The 13,856-nt window shown below is 70.9% G+C and carries 15 protein-coding genes; 6 read left to right on the forward strand and 9 right to left on the reverse strand.

Translation table 11 applies throughout. From position 1 onward, the window contains the following. Positions 1-44: 44 nt before the first annotated feature. Together ISP17_RS02140 and ISP17_RS02145 are read right to left on the reverse strand one after the other, a co-directional pair. Positions 45-983 carry a complex I NDUFA9 subunit family protein gene (locus ISP17_RS02140; RefSeq protein ID WP_404629867.1) on the reverse strand — a complete coding sequence of 313 codons (939 nt, stop codon included), beginning with the start codon at positions 981-983 and terminating at the stop codon, positions 45-47. Positions 984-1,003: 20 nt separating this feature from the next. Continuing rightward, complete coding sequence (locus ISP17_RS02145) at positions 1,004-3,094, reverse strand: transglycosylase SLT domain-containing protein (RefSeq protein WP_404629868.1); 2,091 nt, start codon at positions 3,092-3,094, stop codon at positions 1,004-1,006. A gap of 137 nt (positions 3,095-3,231) precedes the next feature. On the opposite strand from ISP17_RS02145, the gene ISP17_RS02150 reads away from it, so the two are divergent. Then, a complete protein-coding gene (locus ISP17_RS02150) occupies positions 3,232-4,821 on the forward strand; it encodes a glycoside hydrolase family 17 protein (RefSeq protein WP_404629869.1) in 1,590 nt (529 codons plus the stop codon). On the opposite strand, the gene ISP17_RS02155 is transcribed toward ISP17_RS02150, so the two are convergent. The 5 genes from ISP17_RS02155 to ISP17_RS02175 form a co-directional block, all read right to left on the reverse strand. Then, the gene (locus ISP17_RS02155; protein ID WP_404629870.1) at positions 4,732-5,148 is read right to left on the reverse strand and encodes a hypothetical protein; all 417 of its coding nucleotides are present in this window, start codon (positions 5,146-5,148) and stop codon (positions 4,732-4,734) included. The two genes, ISP17_RS02150 and ISP17_RS02155, sit on opposite strands and share 90 nt — an antisense overlap. Continuing rightward, positions 5,145-5,957 carry an endonuclease/exonuclease/phosphatase family protein gene (locus ISP17_RS02160; RefSeq protein ID WP_404629871.1) on the reverse strand — a complete coding sequence of 271 codons (813 nt, stop codon included), beginning with the start codon at positions 5,955-5,957 and terminating at the stop codon, positions 5,145-5,147. The genes ISP17_RS02155 and ISP17_RS02160 overlap by 4 nt, the downstream gene beginning before the upstream one ends. Before the next feature lie 87 nt (positions 5,958-6,044). Further along, the gene (locus ISP17_RS02165; RefSeq protein ID WP_404629872.1) at positions 6,045-6,701 is read right to left on the reverse strand and encodes a thiol:disulfide interchange protein DsbA/DsbL; all 657 of its coding nucleotides are present in this window, start codon (positions 6,699-6,701) and stop codon (positions 6,045-6,047) included. 72 nt (positions 6,702-6,773) lie between these two features. Further along, entirely contained in the window at positions 6,774-7,664 is an 891-nt protein-coding gene (locus ISP17_RS02170) for a thiol:disulfide interchange protein DsbA/DsbL (protein ID WP_404629873.1), read from the reverse strand. A gap of 91 nt (positions 7,665-7,755) precedes the next feature. Beyond that, positions 7,756-8,532 carry a c-type cytochrome gene (locus ISP17_RS02175; protein WP_404629874.1) on the reverse strand — a complete coding sequence of 259 codons (777 nt, stop codon included), beginning with the start codon at positions 8,530-8,532 and terminating at the stop codon, positions 7,756-7,758. Positions 8,533-8,644: 112 nt separating this feature from the next. On the opposite strand from ISP17_RS02175, the gene yihA reads away from it, so the two are divergent. Beyond that, positions 8,645-9,286: a ribosome biogenesis GTP-binding protein YihA/YsxC gene (gene yihA / locus ISP17_RS02180; RefSeq protein WP_404629875.1), complete on the forward strand. Its 642-nt coding sequence runs from the start codon at positions 8,645-8,647 to the stop codon at positions 9,284-9,286. 47 nt (positions 9,287-9,333) lie between these two features. Here the strand turns inward: yihA and ISP17_RS02185 are convergent, their stop codons facing one another. Then, entirely contained in the window at positions 9,334-9,828 is a 495-nt protein-coding gene (locus ISP17_RS02185; RefSeq protein ID WP_404629876.1) for a GAF domain-containing protein, read from the reverse strand. Between the two features lie 83 nt (positions 9,829-9,911). Between ISP17_RS02185 and ISP17_RS02190 the strand changes: the two genes are divergently transcribed. Both ISP17_RS02190 and ISP17_RS02195 read left to right on the forward strand, forming a co-directional pair. After that, positions 9,912-10,400 carry a hypothetical protein gene (locus ISP17_RS02190; protein ID WP_404629877.1) on the forward strand — a complete coding sequence of 163 codons (489 nt, stop codon included), beginning with the start codon at positions 9,912-9,914 and terminating at the stop codon, positions 10,398-10,400. After that, positions 10,397-11,746 carry a GAF domain-containing protein gene (locus ISP17_RS02195; RefSeq protein ID WP_404629878.1) on the forward strand — a complete coding sequence of 450 codons (1,350 nt, stop codon included), beginning with the start codon at positions 10,397-10,399 and terminating at the stop codon, positions 11,744-11,746. The genes ISP17_RS02190 and ISP17_RS02195 overlap by 4 nt, the downstream gene beginning before the upstream one ends. Here the strand turns inward: ISP17_RS02195 and ISP17_RS02200 are convergent, their stop codons facing one another. Next, positions 11,747-12,463 (reverse strand): hemerythrin domain-containing protein, encoded by a 717-nt coding sequence (locus ISP17_RS02200; RefSeq protein WP_404629879.1) that lies wholly within the window; start codon positions 12,461-12,463, stop codon positions 11,747-11,749. A 167-nt stretch (positions 12,464-12,630) separates the two neighbouring features. Here ISP17_RS02200 and bioD point away from each other — a divergent pair, with 167 nt between their 5' ends. Together bioD and ISP17_RS02210 are read left to right on the forward strand one after the other, a co-directional pair. Further along, a complete protein-coding gene (gene bioD / locus ISP17_RS02205; protein ID WP_404629880.1) occupies positions 12,631-13,314 on the forward strand; it encodes a dethiobiotin synthase in 684 nt (227 codons plus the stop codon). A gap of 84 nt (positions 13,315-13,398) precedes the next feature. Next, the gene (locus ISP17_RS02210) at positions 13,399-13,752 is read left to right on the forward strand and encodes a hypothetical protein (protein WP_404629881.1); all 354 of its coding nucleotides are present in this window, start codon (positions 13,399-13,401) and stop codon (positions 13,750-13,752) included. The last annotated feature ends 104 nt before the right edge of the window (positions 13,753-13,856 follow it).

The following is a 13,856-nucleotide window of genomic DNA, read 5'->3' on the forward strand; positions in this document are numbered from 1 at the left end:
CCCTGATCGCAATCCCGGAGGAATCGATCGCAACGCCGCCTTGGTCAGCGGCGCAATGTGCGCGCGTGATCCAGTCGGCGCTGGCGCGGCAGGCCGTGGATCAGCCGCTCCAGCCACGGCGTGAACGGCTGCGGCACGATACCCAGCGCGGCGTAGCCGTCGACCTTGCCCACCGAGTCGGTGCGCAGCGAGCGGAAGTTGTCCAGCGAGAACGGCTTGCCCGGCAGCAGCTCGGCGAACTGCGCCTGCAGCCGGCCCAGCGCATCGGGTAGCGGCAGGATGCGCGTGCGCAGGCCGGCGGCGTCTCGGATCGCGGTGACGATCTCGCCCAGCGTCAGCACCTGCGGACCGTACAGCTCGAAGCTGCGGTCGAGCGAGAGCTTGTCGTCGGCCACGCAGCGCGCGATCGCCTCGACCACGTCGCCGACGAAGGTGGGCGCGAGCCTCGACTGGGTCCGCGCCAGCGGCAGCACCGGCGTCAGCTTGAGGATCCTGGCGAAGCGCCCGACCAGGCCGTCGCCGTCGCCGAAGATCACGCTGGGCTGGTACAGCGTCCAGCCCAGCCCGGACTGGCGCACCAGCCCCTCCGCCTCGCCGCGCGTCTTGAGGTACTGGCTCAGGCCCTGGCCGGCCTTGAGCGAGCTCATCTGGTGCAGGCGCGGCACGTCGGCGGCCTTGCAGGCCTCGATCACCTGTCGGGTCAGCTCCACGTGCACGCGCTGGAACGTTTCGCGGCCGGCATTGTTGAGGATGCCGACGAGGTTGATCACCGCGTCGGCGCCTTCGAACGCCGCGCGCAGCTGCACCGGATCGTGCACGTCGGTGCTGTGCAGGCGCACGCCGGGGATCACGCCGATCGCGCGGTGCTTCTCGCGGTTGCGGGTGAGCACGGTGAGCTGGTGGCCGTCGCGGGCGAGGCGGTTGAGCAGGTGGCCGCCGACGAAGCCGGTGCCGCCGAGGATGACGAGGCGCAGTGGAGTCATGGGGCGTCGATCTCGCGAGGTCAGGAGTCAGAGGAGGAGGATGCCGCCGTCGGCGCGGCGACGGAGCCGGACGCAGCCGGCTCCGTGCCGACGTCCGCCGGGCAGCTCACCGGTTTGCGCACGGCACCGGCGGCGGGCGGCACGTAGGTCGTGCCGATCGGCGTGAGGCGCTGGTCCACCGGCACGGCGCTGCCGGACAGACGCCAGTCGTAGATCACGCTGAAGGCCATCACACGCGCCACGTATTCGCGCGTTTCCTTGTACGGGATGGTGGCGGTAAAGACGTCCGGCGGCAGCGTGCCGCGCGCGGCCAGCCACTGGTCCAGCTTGATCGGCCCGGCGTTGTAGGCCGCGCTGGCCAGCCACGGCGCTCCGTTGTAGCGCTGCGCCATCTGCGCGAGGTAGCGCGTGCCCAGCTGCACGTTCACCACCGGGTCGTACAGTGAATCGCCGCCGTTCCACGGCAGGCCGTAGCTGCGCGCCACCTGGGCGCCGGTGGCCGGGATCAGCTGCATCAGGCCGCGCGCGTCGGCACCGGAGTGCGCGTCGCTCATCCACGCGCTCTCGGCGCGGGCGATCGCGTATGCCCAGGATGGATCGATGCCGGCCTGCTGCGCCTGCGGCACCACGCCGTCCTGGCTGGCCAGCGGAAAGCGCTGCTCGTAAAGGCGCAGCGCGTCGCCGCTGGAGAAGGTGAACACCGCGCGGTCGTACCAGCCGCGCTGGTAGGCGAGCAGGGCGGCTTGGCGGCGGGTCGTCTCGTCGCTGCCGCGCAGGGCGCGCGCCCATTCGCGTCGCGCGTCGCGCGGCAGGTCAACCGCAAACAGCTCGAACGCCCGCTGCATGCCGATGTCGGCCAGCAGCGAGCGGGCGCGCGCGTCGTCTTCGTCGAGCGTCCAGGGACACAGCGCGTAAGGTGCGTCGGAGCGATCGGCGGCGAGGAAGCCGAAGAAGGTCGGCTCGCTGGCCAGCGCCGTGTACTGCTGCTGCGCCTGTGCCGGCTTGCCCAGTTCGGCCAGCGCACGCGCGCGGAAGTAGCGCCATTCGCCGTCACGCTGCTGCTCGGGGCTGAGCGCATCGATCGCGCCAAGCACGGCGCGCCAGTTCTGCTCGGCCAGTGCCACGCGCACGCGCCACTCGCGCGTGGCGTCGGTCTGCGCCGCGGCCGGCAGCTCGGCCAGCCGCTGCAGGGCGTGGTCGTCGAAATCGGTGGCGTGGAACAGCGCCAGCGCGTTGAGCACGTCGTTGCGCTGCTCGTCGCTGAAGTGGAAGCGCTTGCGTAGCGTGAGCCAGGCCTGATCGGCACGGCTGGAGTCGCGCCGCGCCAGCCGCTGCAGTGCGAGCGCCGCGGCGTGGCGGTGGCGCGGCGTATCCGGCCAGTGCGCCGCCTGCGCCACGGCTTCGGCCGGATCGCGCAGCGCCAGCGCGAGGCGCTGCGCCGTCTCCGCATCGCGCGCGGGCAGCCAGCTGGCCAGCGCGGCGACGGTGCCGCCGGCACCGGCCGCCACGGCGCGATCGATGCGCGCCCACAGCCGTGTCGGCGTGAGCAGGCCGGCATCGTGCGCGGCGTCGAGCACCGGATCGCACGCACCCGGCAGCGCGGGCTTCTGCCACAGCGCGGCGAGGTCGCGATCGAAGTCCAGCGACTGGCCCTGCGCCATGCGCGCCTGCAGCGCGTCGCAGGTGAGCGCGTCGCCGAGGCCGTCCTGGTAGAGCGGGAGGAAGTCGGTCCAGTCCTGCCGCCGCGCCAGCTCGCCGAGGAAGGCGCGGCGCAGGTCGTCGGCGGGGATCATCGCCGGGTAGCGGGTGAGGTAGTCCTGTACGCGGGCGAGGTCGAGCGTGGCCAGGTCGTGTTCGAGCGCGGCCGCTTCGAGGTAGGGATAGAGCACGTAGTCGCGCAGTCCCTGCGCCTGCGCGCGCCAGGCGTCGCCGCCCTGCTGCTGCGCGGTGGCATAGGCCTGCTTGAACGCCGCGCGCTGGGCGTCGGTCGGGGCTGCGGCTGCGGTGGCTGACGTACTGCGCACCAGCGCCAGCACGACGACCGCCATGCCGGCGAGACAGCGCGTGAGCGGGAACGGAAGGCGGCGGGGGGAGGAGCGGAAAACGGGCATCGTGCCTCCTGACTTGCTTGGGCGATGAGTGTAACGGACGGCCCTTGAACGGCCGCCCCGGCACGATGCCCCGGCGCCCGCGATGACGCCGTGCAGCGCGCTGATAGACTGGCGCGCTTGCCATCCCCGGGAACGTCATGACGCCTGCGTCCACGCCCTCCACGCGATCGCACTGGCCGGCATGGCTGGGGCTGCTGCTCGCCGCGCTCGCCGGGTTGGCCTGGTGGTGGTCGGTGGGGCGGCCGGTGGATTTGCCCGACGCGCCATCGGCACGCATCGCCTGCGTCTCCTACGCGCCGTATCGCCGCGAGGGGCAGACGCCGTACGACCCGGCCACCTTCATCTCGCCGCAGCAGATCGACGCCGACCTGCAGGCGCTGTCGCGCCGCTTCGACTGCGTGCGCACCTATTCGCAGGGCCAGGGACTGGATGTCGTGCCGGCGATCGCCGGACGCTACGGCATGAAGGTGCTGATGGGCGTGTGGATCGGTCGCGATGCGGCGGCGAACGCGCGCGAGATTGCGCTGGCCGCGGCGACCGCGCGGGCGCATCCGGAGGTGCTGCGCGGCGTGATCGTGGGCAACGAGGTGTTGCTGCGCGGCGAGCAGTCGTCCGCGGCACTGGCCGGCTACCTGCGCCAGGCACGCGCCGTGCTGCCGCCGGCGGTGCCGATCACCTACGCGGACGTGTGGGAGTTCTGGCTGCGCCACCCGGAACTGGCCGGGTCGGTCGACTACATCACCGTGCACGTGCTGCCGTACTGGGAGGACGATCCGGTGCCGCCCGCACGCGCGGTGCAGCACGTGGCCGACGTCTATGCGCGCGTGCGCGCCGCCTTTCCCGGCAAGCCGGTGATGATCGGCGAGACCGGCTGGCCCAGCGCCGGGCGACCGCGTCAGGGCGCCACGGCGAGTGTGGTGAACGAGGCTCGCTACCTGCGCGAATTTCTGCGCTACGCCGCCACCGTGCAGATGCCCTACAACGTGATCGAGGCGTTCGACCAGGGCTGGAAACGGGCGCAGGAGGGCACGGTGGGCGGCTACTGGGGCATCTTCGACGCGCAGGCGCGGCCGAAATTCCCGATGCAGGGTCCGGTGACGGAAGTGCCGAGCTGGTGGCTGGGCTGGCTGGCTGCCGCGCTGGGCGGCGTGCTGTTCATGGTGGTGGGGCGACCGCGCGGTCGTCGTGCCGCTCTGGCGCTGATGCTGGCCGGCATCTCCAGCGGCGCGGCGCTGGCGTGGCAGGTGCGCCAGATGCTGTACGCCTGCGGCCCGCTGTGGGAATGGCTGCTCAGCGGCGCTGCCTGTGCCGCCGCGCTGGTCACCGCGCTGATGCTGGCGCGCACGCTGGCAGCGGTGGTGCAGGGAGTGACCGTCGCGCCGCCGTCGCGGCGCTGGCGGTTCGGTTGGCTGTTCGTGCTGGCCTACTACGGCCTGCTGCTGGTGTTCGACGGGCGCTACCGCGACTTTCCGCTGGGCCTGTTCGCGCTGCCGGCGGTGGGTTATGCGCTGGTGGCGCTGGCCGGGGTCGAACCGGTCGGAGCACGTCGGCGCGAAGAAGCATTTCTTGCTGTCGCAGTGTCGCTGCTGGCAGCGATCGTGCTGACGCAGGAGCTGGGCATCAGCCTGGTGGCCTGGCTATGGCTGGGTCTGAATGCGCTGCCCGGCCTCGCCGTGCTGCTGCCGTCGCGGCGCTCCGCGCACCAGCAGCACCGCGCCGACCAGTAGCGCCAGCGCGCCGGACTGGTAGCAGTACAGCTCCAGCGCGAACGCGCCGAGTGCGGCGGCCAGCCACGCCGTCCAGGCGCGCTGGCGCAGCAGCGCGAGCCCGCCTGCGGCCAGCGCGGCGTAGCCGAAGGCGTTGCCGAGGAAGCCGGCGACCACCCAGCTGCGCAGCGTGCACCAGCCGTCGATCATGCCGGCCGCGGCGCAGCGTTCGCCCAGTGCGGGCGGCTCGACGAGCTGGTAGCGCAGCAGCGCGGCCAGCGCGCCGACGGCGAGCAGTCCGCTCCCTGCAAGCAGCATCGGCGACCAGCGACGGCGAGGGGCGCTCATCGACGATGCACCTTGTGCAGGCGCGGGGCGATATGGGCGGGCATGCGGATCTCGGCGGCAAGCGGCAGGTGGTCGGAAAACGCCTGCGGCAGCGTCCACACCTTGTCCAGCTGGATATCGGCCGAAGTGAGGATGTGGTCCAGCGCGCGTCGCGGCTTCCAGCTGGGAAAGGTCGGCGTGGCCTGATCGGGCGGCTGCAGCCGGCACTTGGCAAACAGGTGGCGCATCTCGCTGCTGTGCGCCTCGGTGTTGAGGTCGCCCATCAGCACGGCATGCGGAAAATCCGCCAGCACTTCGCCGATGAAGGCCAGCTGCTTGGCGCGCGCAGGGGCGCTGAGCGAGAGGTGGGCGATCATCACCGCCAGCGCGTCGTCGCCCTCGCCGAAGCGCGCCAGCATCGCGCCGCGTCCGGGAATGCGGCTGGGCAGCGGGTAGTCCAGCACGCTGTGCGGTTCGAGCCGGCTGATCAGGCCGTTGGCCGAATGCGCCAGTCGCGCCATCGGACGGTTCGGCTGGTGGCTCCAGAACGGCATGCCGGCGGTTTCGGCGAGGTAGCGCGTCTGGTTGAGGAATCCCGAACGCAGGCTGCCGGCATCGGCTTCTTGCAGGCCGACCACGTCGAACTGCGGCAGCAGTTCGGCGAGGCGGTCTAGGTTGTCCATCTTGCTGCGCCCGGGCAGCACGCCGTGCAGGCTGCGAGTGACGTACTCGTGGTAGCGCTGCACGCTGCCGCCGGCCAGGATGTTGCAGCTGAGCAGCCGCAGGCGGCGCTCGGGAACGACTGCAGGGGCAGGGACAGCGCGGCTCATGGACTCAGGTGGCAAGGTCGGCAAAACGGAAGCGCCAAGCATGCCGCGCGGCGCGTGAACGCCGCGACAGCCACTGCATCGCGGGCCTTACTTGCCGGCCAGCTCGCGCTTGACCAGCCATTGGGTCATCGCGGAGAGCTGGTCGAACGTGTGCACTTCGCCGCTGCGGTACTTGCCGTCCACCACGATGGTCGGCGTGCCGGTGACGCCCCACTTCTGGATCAGCGCCAGGTCGCTCTTCATCTGCGCGGTGACCTCGTCGGAGGTGGCGATGCGCATGAACTCGGCGCGGTTCACGCCCTGGCGCGCATAGAAGTCGGCCAGATCGTCGAGCGTGTTGAGCGGATAGTTCTGCTCGAACTTCTCCTTGAACAGCTCCAGGTGGGTGCGGTCGACCACGCCGAGCTTTTTCGCCGCGTAGTAGGCGCGGGCGAACGGCAGCCACTCGGCGCTGAACGGCGCCGGCACCAGCTTGAACACCACGCCCTTGGGTAGCGCGGCGCGCAGCTTCTCGGCGGTGGGCGCGAAATGCGCGCAGTGGATGCAGCCGTAGGAAAACACCTCGACCACTTCCACCTTGCCTTCGGGGCTGTAGCGCTGGGCCGGGCCGGGCAGGGTGACGTACTCGCTGCCCTCGGTGTACGGGGCGGCCGGATCGGCGCCGGCACCGGCGGTGCAGGCGGTAGCGAGCAGCAACCCGCCGAGCAGGGCGAACAGGCGCAGGCGGGACAGGTGCTTCAGCATGGATCGACTCCGGTGCAAGGGACGGCAGGAACGCAAGACCACGGCGAGCGGCAAAGGTGCCACGGCGGACGCTTACTTGCCGGCCGCTTCCTTCGCCGCGAGGTATTTGGCCAGCTCCACCATCTGCGCGTAGCCGCCCGCGCTGGGGCCGTCGATGCGGTACTTGCCGTCGATCACGATGGTCGGCGTGCCTTCCACGCCGTACGCCTTCACCAACTGGTCGGCGCGCTTGGCCTGGGTGTTGATGCTGAAGGAGTTGGCCACCGCCACGAACTCCTTCGGATCGACGCCGAACTTCGCATAGACCTTGGCGGCGTCCTCGATCTTGGGCAGGTCGGACATCGGCTTCAGGCCCTGGCCGTCGGCGCGCTCGGAGCTCAGCTCCTTGCTCTTCCACACCGCGTCATACATGGCGCCGTTGGCCTTCTCGGCCACGCCCAGCGCCTGCGCGGTGAGATAGGCGCGCTGGAACATGGGGAAGTTCTCCTGCGGGATGAACGACACCGGCAGGTAGGCCATCACCGCATACGACGGCAGGCTCTTCGCCAACTGGTCGACCATCGGATGGAAGTTGTTGCACGAGGGGCAGGCGTAGGAGAAGACCTCGGCCACTTCGACCTTGTCGGTGTTGCTGACCTTCGGCTGCGCCGGCTCGATGCGGAAGTAGTTCTTGCCTTCGACCCACTTCGGGTCCTCGACGAACGCCGGGACGTCGGCCGGGGTGGCCGGGGCGGTCGATGCGGCGGTGCTGGTGGCGGCCGGTGCGCTGCTCGGCGCGGCCGTGCTAGCTGCCGCGGCGGTGCCCGCTGCAGCCGGGCCCGGCGTGGCGGCTGCCGGCGCCTGGACGGGTGCGCTGGCGGAAGAGGAGGGAGCGGAAGCGGCCGGCGCCGGGCTGTTGCTGTCGTGGCTGCACGCGGCGAGCGTGAGCAGGGCGAAACAGAGGATCGGCAGACGCTTCAGCATGGAGAGGTTCCTTCGATTCGACAGCGGAAAGACAACGGACGCAGGGGGTAAAACGACAACGCCGACCCGGAGGTCGGCGTGTGCTCGTCGATCAGGGCGCGGCAGCCGCGGCGTCGCCGCTGTCGGCCGCATGCAGGCCTTCGATGTAGCTGGCCAGCGCGGTGATGTCCTTGGGCTCGAGCTTCTTGGCGATCGCCGGCATGATCTGCGCGTGGGCGTCGTCGCCCCACACGGTGCCGTCGTGCCACGACTTCAGCGTGGCCTCCACGTACTGCGCGTGCTGGCCGCCGAGCTGTGGATACATCGCGCCCGGGTTGCCGCGGCCGTCGACGAGGTGGCAGGCCATGCAGGCCGGGATGCCGCGCTCCACGTCGCCTTCGCGGTAGAGCTTCTGGCCCAGCTCGACCAGCGCCGCGTCAGCCACGCCGGGGCGCGACTGCTTGGTGGCGAAGTAGGCGCCGATGTCGTGCATGTCCTGCTCGGAGAGCGGGGTGGCCATGCCGAGCATGATCGGGTTCTGGCGCTTGCCGCCCTTGAAGCTGGTGAGCTGGCGCGCGATGTACGACTCGTGCTGGCCGGCGAGCTTCGGGTACTGCGGATCGGCCGAGTTGCCGTCGATGCCGTGGCACGCGCCGCACACGGCGGCCTTGCCCTGGCCGGCGGTGGCGTCACCCGGCTTGACCGCGGCGGTCGCCGCTTCGGCCGCCGCCGCTGGCGCCGCCGCGCTGGCCGCCGCTGCCGGCGCCGCGCTGGAAGCAGCAGCGGGCTTGGCGTCCTGGGCCATCACCGCGCCGGCGGACAGCGCGAAGGTGAGGGCGACAGCCGCCCCAAGCACAGCGTGCCGAAAATCGGCGGGCCGAAAACTCATACACTTGTCTCCTGAAAGACTGCAAATGCTGCCGTAAAGCCGCCGCGCGGCTTGCCTTGGGCAGAAACCGCAGAATTATCGCCGTGCCACCCTGACCGGTCAAACCATTCCCATGTCTCCCAATCCGCTCCAGGGCGCGCAGTTCGTGCTCGCTGCCCACCGTATCAGCCAGCTGCCCGCCGACCAGGGCGCCGAGGTGGCGTTCGCCGGCCGCTCCAACGCCGGCAAGTCCAGCGCGCTGAACGCGCTCACCGGTCATCGCGGGCTGGCGCGTACCTCCAAGACGCCCGGTCGCACCCAGCAGATGGTGGCGTTCTCGCTGCCGCCGCTGCCGCCGGTCGCGGGCGAGGCGCCGTTCGACGCGCGCCTGATCGACCTGCCCGGCTACGGCTATGCCAAGGTGCCGGAGGACCTGCGCGCGCACTGGAAGACCGAGATCGACGCCTATCTGCACCAGCGCCGCAGCCTGCGCGGCGTGGTGCTGATCGCGGATATCCGCCATCCATTGAAGGAATTCGACCGGATGATGCTGGACTTCTGTTTCGCCACCGCGCTGCCCTGCCACCTGCTGCTGACCAAGGCGGACAAGCTCTCGCGCAGCCAGGCGATGCAGACGGTGGCGGCGATGCGCCGGCAGTTCGCCGCGGAGGAACGCCAGGCCACCGTGCAGGGCTTTTCCTCCAGCGCCCCGACCGGCGTCGACGAGGCGCGTGCGCGCGTGCTCGAACTGCTGCGCCAGCCGCGCGAAGGCTGATTCGCAAGAATCCTTGCGACACTATGCCGCTGCGCGAAAGCGGCGATTCAGGCCGCGTCGACCGCCTGCATGAACACCGCGCACAGCGCTTCCATGCCGGCGCGATCCTCGTCGTCGAAACGGCCGGTGAGCGGGCTGTCCACGTCCCACACGCCAAGCAGCGAGCCGTCGGCCTTCACCAGCGGCACCACGATCTCGGAATTGGACGCCGCGTCGCAGGCGATGTGACCGTCGAACGCGTGCACGTCGATCACCAGCTGGGTCTGCCGCGTCTGCGCGGCGGTGCCGCACACGCCGCGCCCCAGCGCGATGCGGATGCACGCCGGCTTGCCCTGGAACGGGCCGACCACCAGCTCGGTGCCGTCGTAGAAGTAGAAGCCGGCCCAGTTGAGATCGGGCAGGCTGTGGAACAGCAGCGCGCTGAAGTTGGCGGCGTTGGCGATGAGGTCGCGCTCGCCGGCGAGCAGGCCCTGCGCGAGTCCGGCCAGCTCGGCGTACAGCTCGCGCTTGCTGGCATGGGAGGAGGAAGCAATGTGGAACATGGATGGTCCGTCCGGGCGGAGCGCTTATTATGCGCCGGGACTCCACCCGCCCGTCGTTTCCGCCCCGCTGGACGAGGACTGCCGTGCCTGCTGCCACCCGCATCGATGACGAGCTCGCCGGGTTCATCCAGGGCGCGACGTCGATCATCGCCGCCACCCGCAATGCCGAGCACCGGCCGGCGCTGGTGCGCGCGCAGGGGTGCCGGGTGGACCCCGGTGGCTGTCGCCTGGCGGTACTGGTGGTCGCCTGCCAGGCGGTCGAGCTGCTGGAAGACATCCGCGACAACCGGCGGGTGGCGGTGGTATTCACCCGGCCCAGCACGCACCGTTCGGTGCAGGTGAAGGGCGAGGATGCGCGAATCCTTGCTGCGTCGGCGCAGGACCTCGCACTGGCTGCGCGCTACCGCGACGCGATGGTCGCCGAGCTCGCCCTGATCGGCGTGCCGGAAGCGCGCGTGCGTGCGCTGCTGGCCGCGGTGGGCGAGCTGGTGGCGATCGAGTTCTCGCCGTCGTCGGCGTTCGTGCAGACGCCGGGCCCGGACGCGGGCCGCGCGCTGGAGATGGCGCCATGACGCCGGGACTGGATGCGATCCGCGACTGCCTGGATGGCAGCCTGCCGGGCGTGATGGCCACCTGCGCGCCCGACGGTACGCCGAACGTCGCCTACCTGTCGCAGGTCGAGTACATCGATCCGCGCCACCTCGCGCTGTCGTTCCAGTTCTTCAACAAGACCCGGCAGAACATCCTGGCCAATCCGCAGGCGCGGTTGCTGCTGATGCATCCGCAGAGCGCGGTGATGTACCGCCTGACCCTGCGCTACCTGCGCACCGAGTCGGCCGGGCCGCTGTTCGAGCGGATGCGCGCCAAGCTCGCCGGCATCGCCTCGCACACCGGCATGAGCGGCGTGTTCCAGCTCAAGGGTTCGGATGTCTACCGGGTCGAGGCGATCGAGCCGGTGCCGGGCCCACCGGTGCCTTCACCGCCGCTGCGGCGCAACCTGCTGGAAGCGACGCGAGCCACCGCCCTGCGGCTGGCCGATGCGGTCGATCTCGATGGCGCGCTGGAGGCGGTGCTGACCGGTTTGCGGCAGGACTTCGATATCCATCACGCGATGGTGCTGCTGCTCGACGGCAGTGGGCAGAAGCTGTTCACCGTGGCCAGCTGCGGCTACGGCGAGTCCGGCGTCGGCTCGGAGATCGCCATGGGTGATGGAGTGATCGGCGTGGCCGCGCGCGAACGCACGCCGATCCGCATCGCCCACATGACCGCCGAATACGCCTACGGCCGCGCCGTGCGCGAGGCGGCCGCCCAGGGCGGGCTGGCCGATCGCCTGGAAACCGCGATCCCGCTGCCGGGGCTGCCCGAGTCGCGCAGCCAGCTGGCAGTGCCGATCGTCGGCGGCGGCCGGCTGTCCGGCGTGCTGTACGTAGAGAGTCCGCGGGACCTGCGTTTCGGCTACGACGACGAGGACGCGCTGGTCACGCTGGGTAGCCAGCTCGGCATGGCGATCTGCGCCCTGCGCGCCGACACGACCGCCGAGCCGCTGCCGGTCGAGCCGGCGCTGCCGCCGCCGGATGGCGCGCCGGTGGTGATCCGCCACCACCCCGGCACCGACAGCGTGTTCGTGGGCGAGGACTACCTGATCAAGGGCGTGGCCGGCGCGATCCTGTGGACCCTGCTGCGCGACCACGCCGACCACGGCCGCACCATGTTCGCCAATCGCGAGCTGCGGCTGGATCCGCGGATCCGGCTGCCCGAACTCAGCGACAACCTGGAAGCCCGGCTGATCCTGCTGACCCGACGACTGGCCGAACGCGACGCGTGCATCCGCATCGAGAAGGCCGGTCGCGGGCGCCTGCGCCTGTGCGTGCGGCGCCCGCTGCAGCTGGTGGAGATGCCGAACGAGCGCGGCGGCTGATCAGGCCGCCGCGGCCACCGGCTGCAGCGCGCGCTCGAGCTTCTGCCAGTCGCGCTCGGCGAGCAGGCTGCGCGCCAGCGCCAGCGCGCCTTCGAAGGCGGGCGCCGGCGCGTGGGCGCGCATGCCGCCGAGCAGCCTCAGCCGCTCGGCGTGGTCGAGCGCACGGAGCATCAGGCGCAGGCCCTGCGCGCGCTCCGGCGGCGACAGTGCCGCATGCAGCTCCGCTTCGATCCCGAGCAGCTCGGCATCGCTGTAGTGCGTCCACAGCGCGGCGTTGTGCTCGCTTTCCTCGTAGTCCATGTGCTCGAAGTTGATGCCGACGAACACGGCGAGCTGCCGGTACAGGCGGTGCGCCGCTGCCGCGCGGGCCGCGCCTGCAGGTGCCAGCACCAGCGCATCGGCCAGCTCGTCGAGGGCATCGATGTCGGCCTCGTGATGGACGTGTTCGGCAGCGACCAAGGCGCTCGAGCCGGGGGCGCGTGCTTCCAGTGCCGGGTGCACGAAGCGGTTCTCGTGCTCCAGGTGGCGACGGCACAGGTCGAGCAGTTCGCGCAGCTGGTCGAGGCCGCCTTCGAGGTCGACGGCATCGTCCGGATCCATGCGGCCGATTCGTGTCAGCGTGTCGCCCATGAAGGCGCGCAGAGCTTTGTGGATGAAGCCGTACATGTTGTAGCGGGGAGCGGCCGCCTGGCCGGCCGCGGTGTCGGTGGGATGCATGGGTATTCCTGCGGGAGTGGGGTCCCGGCATTCTAGGAAGCCCGTCGGCGTGCGTTTGCTAAATCCTTGCTCCGCGTTTCCTAATTTCTTGCTAAAGGCGCGACGGGCTTGCCCGACCGGCATCCGGTGGCGACCATGCACACCCCCATGGCCCCAGGACAAGCTTGATGACCCGCTTCGACCGCGTGTTCATTGCCGGCACCGACACCGGCATCGGCAAGACCCATGCCTCGTGCGCGCTGCTGCATGCGCTGCGCGCGGCAGGGCAGGATGCGGTGGGCATGAAGCCGGTGGCCAGCGGCTGCGAGGAGACGCCCGACGGTCTGCGCAACGAGGACGCACTGGCCTTGCAGGCGGCCGGTCCGACAGGCGTGCCGTACGCCACGATCAACCCGGTCAGCCTGCGTGCACCGCTGTCGCCCCACCTGGCGGCCGCGCGCGATGGCGTGACGGTGACGCTGCCGCCGCTTACCGAGGCCTTCGAGCGGCTGCGCGCGCGCCATGCGCCGGTGGTGGTCGAGGGCGTCGGCGGCTGGCTGGTGCCGCTGGCTCCCGACTTGATGGCGTCCGCCCTGGCCCAGGCGTGGAAGCTGCCGGTGATCCTGGTGGTTGGCCTGCGGCTGGGCTGCCTCAACCACGCGCTGCTCAGCGCGCGGGCGATTGCGGCGGACGGTTGCGAACTGCTCGGCTGGATCGGCAACCGCATCGATCCGGCGATGGCGGCGGTGGAAGAGAACCTCGCCACGTTGCGCGAGCTGCTGCCGGCACCCTGCCTGGGCGTACTGCCGCACGGCGAACCCCCTCAGCGCGCCGCGCGGCACCTCGCCGCCGCGCTGGCGGCGATGGCCTGATCTGCCACGGACCTGGCCTTCACGCGCCGTGTCGGTCGTCGATGCTTTGATGCGCGCCCCGAAGTTTTCCCCATGGAGAGGCCCATGCCGCAACGCAACCACTACTACCTCGCCATCGATGACCTAGCCCGCGCGCGCGGGCCGGTGGAGCCGCTGAGCTACGACGGCGCCGGCCCGAACGACTTCGCTGCGGCGCTGACCGAGGCGCTGCGCAGTCCGCAACTGTTCGAGCGCTGGCGCGCCATGCAGGAGGAGCCCGATGAAGTCGACCCTGCGCTCGGCGTCACCGACGCCGCCGCCGAGGCGCGCGCCACGGTGGACGACATGCAGCGCGTGGACGTCGACCTGGTCACTTCGCTGCCGATGAGCGTGGTGCGCCACCGCCTCAACCTGCTGATCGGCAGTCACTGGACGCTGCGGGACATGCGCGCGGCCTGAGTTTGGCGCGCTGCGGCTTGGAAGCGTCGCCCCGGAATCGGTACAGTCGAGGGCTGTCGCATTCAAGCGTCCGGTCGTCGGGCGCGCGCTTCCAAGGGGAACCC

This window comes from Dyella ginsengisoli (assembly GCF_044904665.1).
Classification (GTDB): Bacteria; Pseudomonadota; Gammaproteobacteria; order Xanthomonadales; family Rhodanobacteraceae; genus Dyella_A; species Dyella_A ginsengisoli.

Excerpts from the sequence above, each read along its gene's own strand:
- ISP17_RS02140 (WP_404629867.1), bottom strand. The coding sequence starts at position 983 with ATGACTCCACTGCGCCTCGTCATCCTCGGCGGCACCGGCTTCGTCGGC.
- ISP17_RS02145 (WP_404629868.1), bottom strand. The coding sequence starts at position 3,094 with ATGCCCGTTTTCCGCTCCTCCCCCCGCCGCCTTCCGTTCCCGCTCACG.
- ISP17_RS02210 (WP_404629881.1), top strand. The coding sequence starts at position 13,399 with ATGCCGCAACGCAACCACTACTACCTCGCCATCGATGACCTAGCCCGC.
- ISP17_RS02170 (WP_404629873.1), bottom strand. The coding sequence starts at position 7,664 with ATGCTGAAGCGTCTGCCGATCCTCTGTTTCGCCCTGCTCACGCTCGCC.
- ISP17_RS02185 (WP_404629876.1), bottom strand. The coding sequence starts at position 9,828 with ATGTTCCACATTGCTTCCTCCTCCCATGCCAGCAAGCGCGAGCTGTAC.
- ISP17_RS02165 (WP_404629872.1), bottom strand. The coding sequence starts at position 6,701 with ATGCTGAAGCACCTGTCCCGCCTGCGCCTGTTCGCCCTGCTCGGCGGG.
- ISP17_RS02160 (WP_404629871.1), bottom strand. The coding sequence starts at position 5,957 with ATGAGCCGCGCTGTCCCTGCCCCTGCAGTCGTTCCCGAGCGCCGCCTG.
- ISP17_RS02195 (WP_404629878.1), top strand. The coding sequence starts at position 10,397 with ATGACGCCGGGACTGGATGCGATCCGCGACTGCCTGGATGGCAGCCTG.
- yihA (WP_404629875.1), top strand. The coding sequence starts at position 8,645 with ATGTCTCCCAATCCGCTCCAGGGCGCGCAGTTCGTGCTCGCTGCCCAC.
- ISP17_RS02155 (WP_404629870.1), bottom strand. The coding sequence starts at position 5,148 with ATGAGCGCCCCTCGCCGTCGCTGGTCGCCGATGCTGCTTGCAGGGAGC.
- bioD (WP_404629880.1), top strand. The coding sequence starts at position 12,631 with ATGACCCGCTTCGACCGCGTGTTCATTGCCGGCACCGACACCGGCATC.
- ISP17_RS02200 (WP_404629879.1), bottom strand. The coding sequence starts at position 12,463 with ATGCATCCCACCGACACCGCGGCCGGCCAGGCGGCCGCTCCCCGCTAC.
- ISP17_RS02175 (WP_404629874.1), bottom strand. The coding sequence starts at position 8,532 with ATGAGTTTTCGGCCCGCCGATTTTCGGCACGCTGTGCTTGGGGCGGCT.
- ISP17_RS02150 (WP_404629869.1), top strand. The coding sequence starts at position 3,232 with ATGACGCCTGCGTCCACGCCCTCCACGCGATCGCACTGGCCGGCATGG.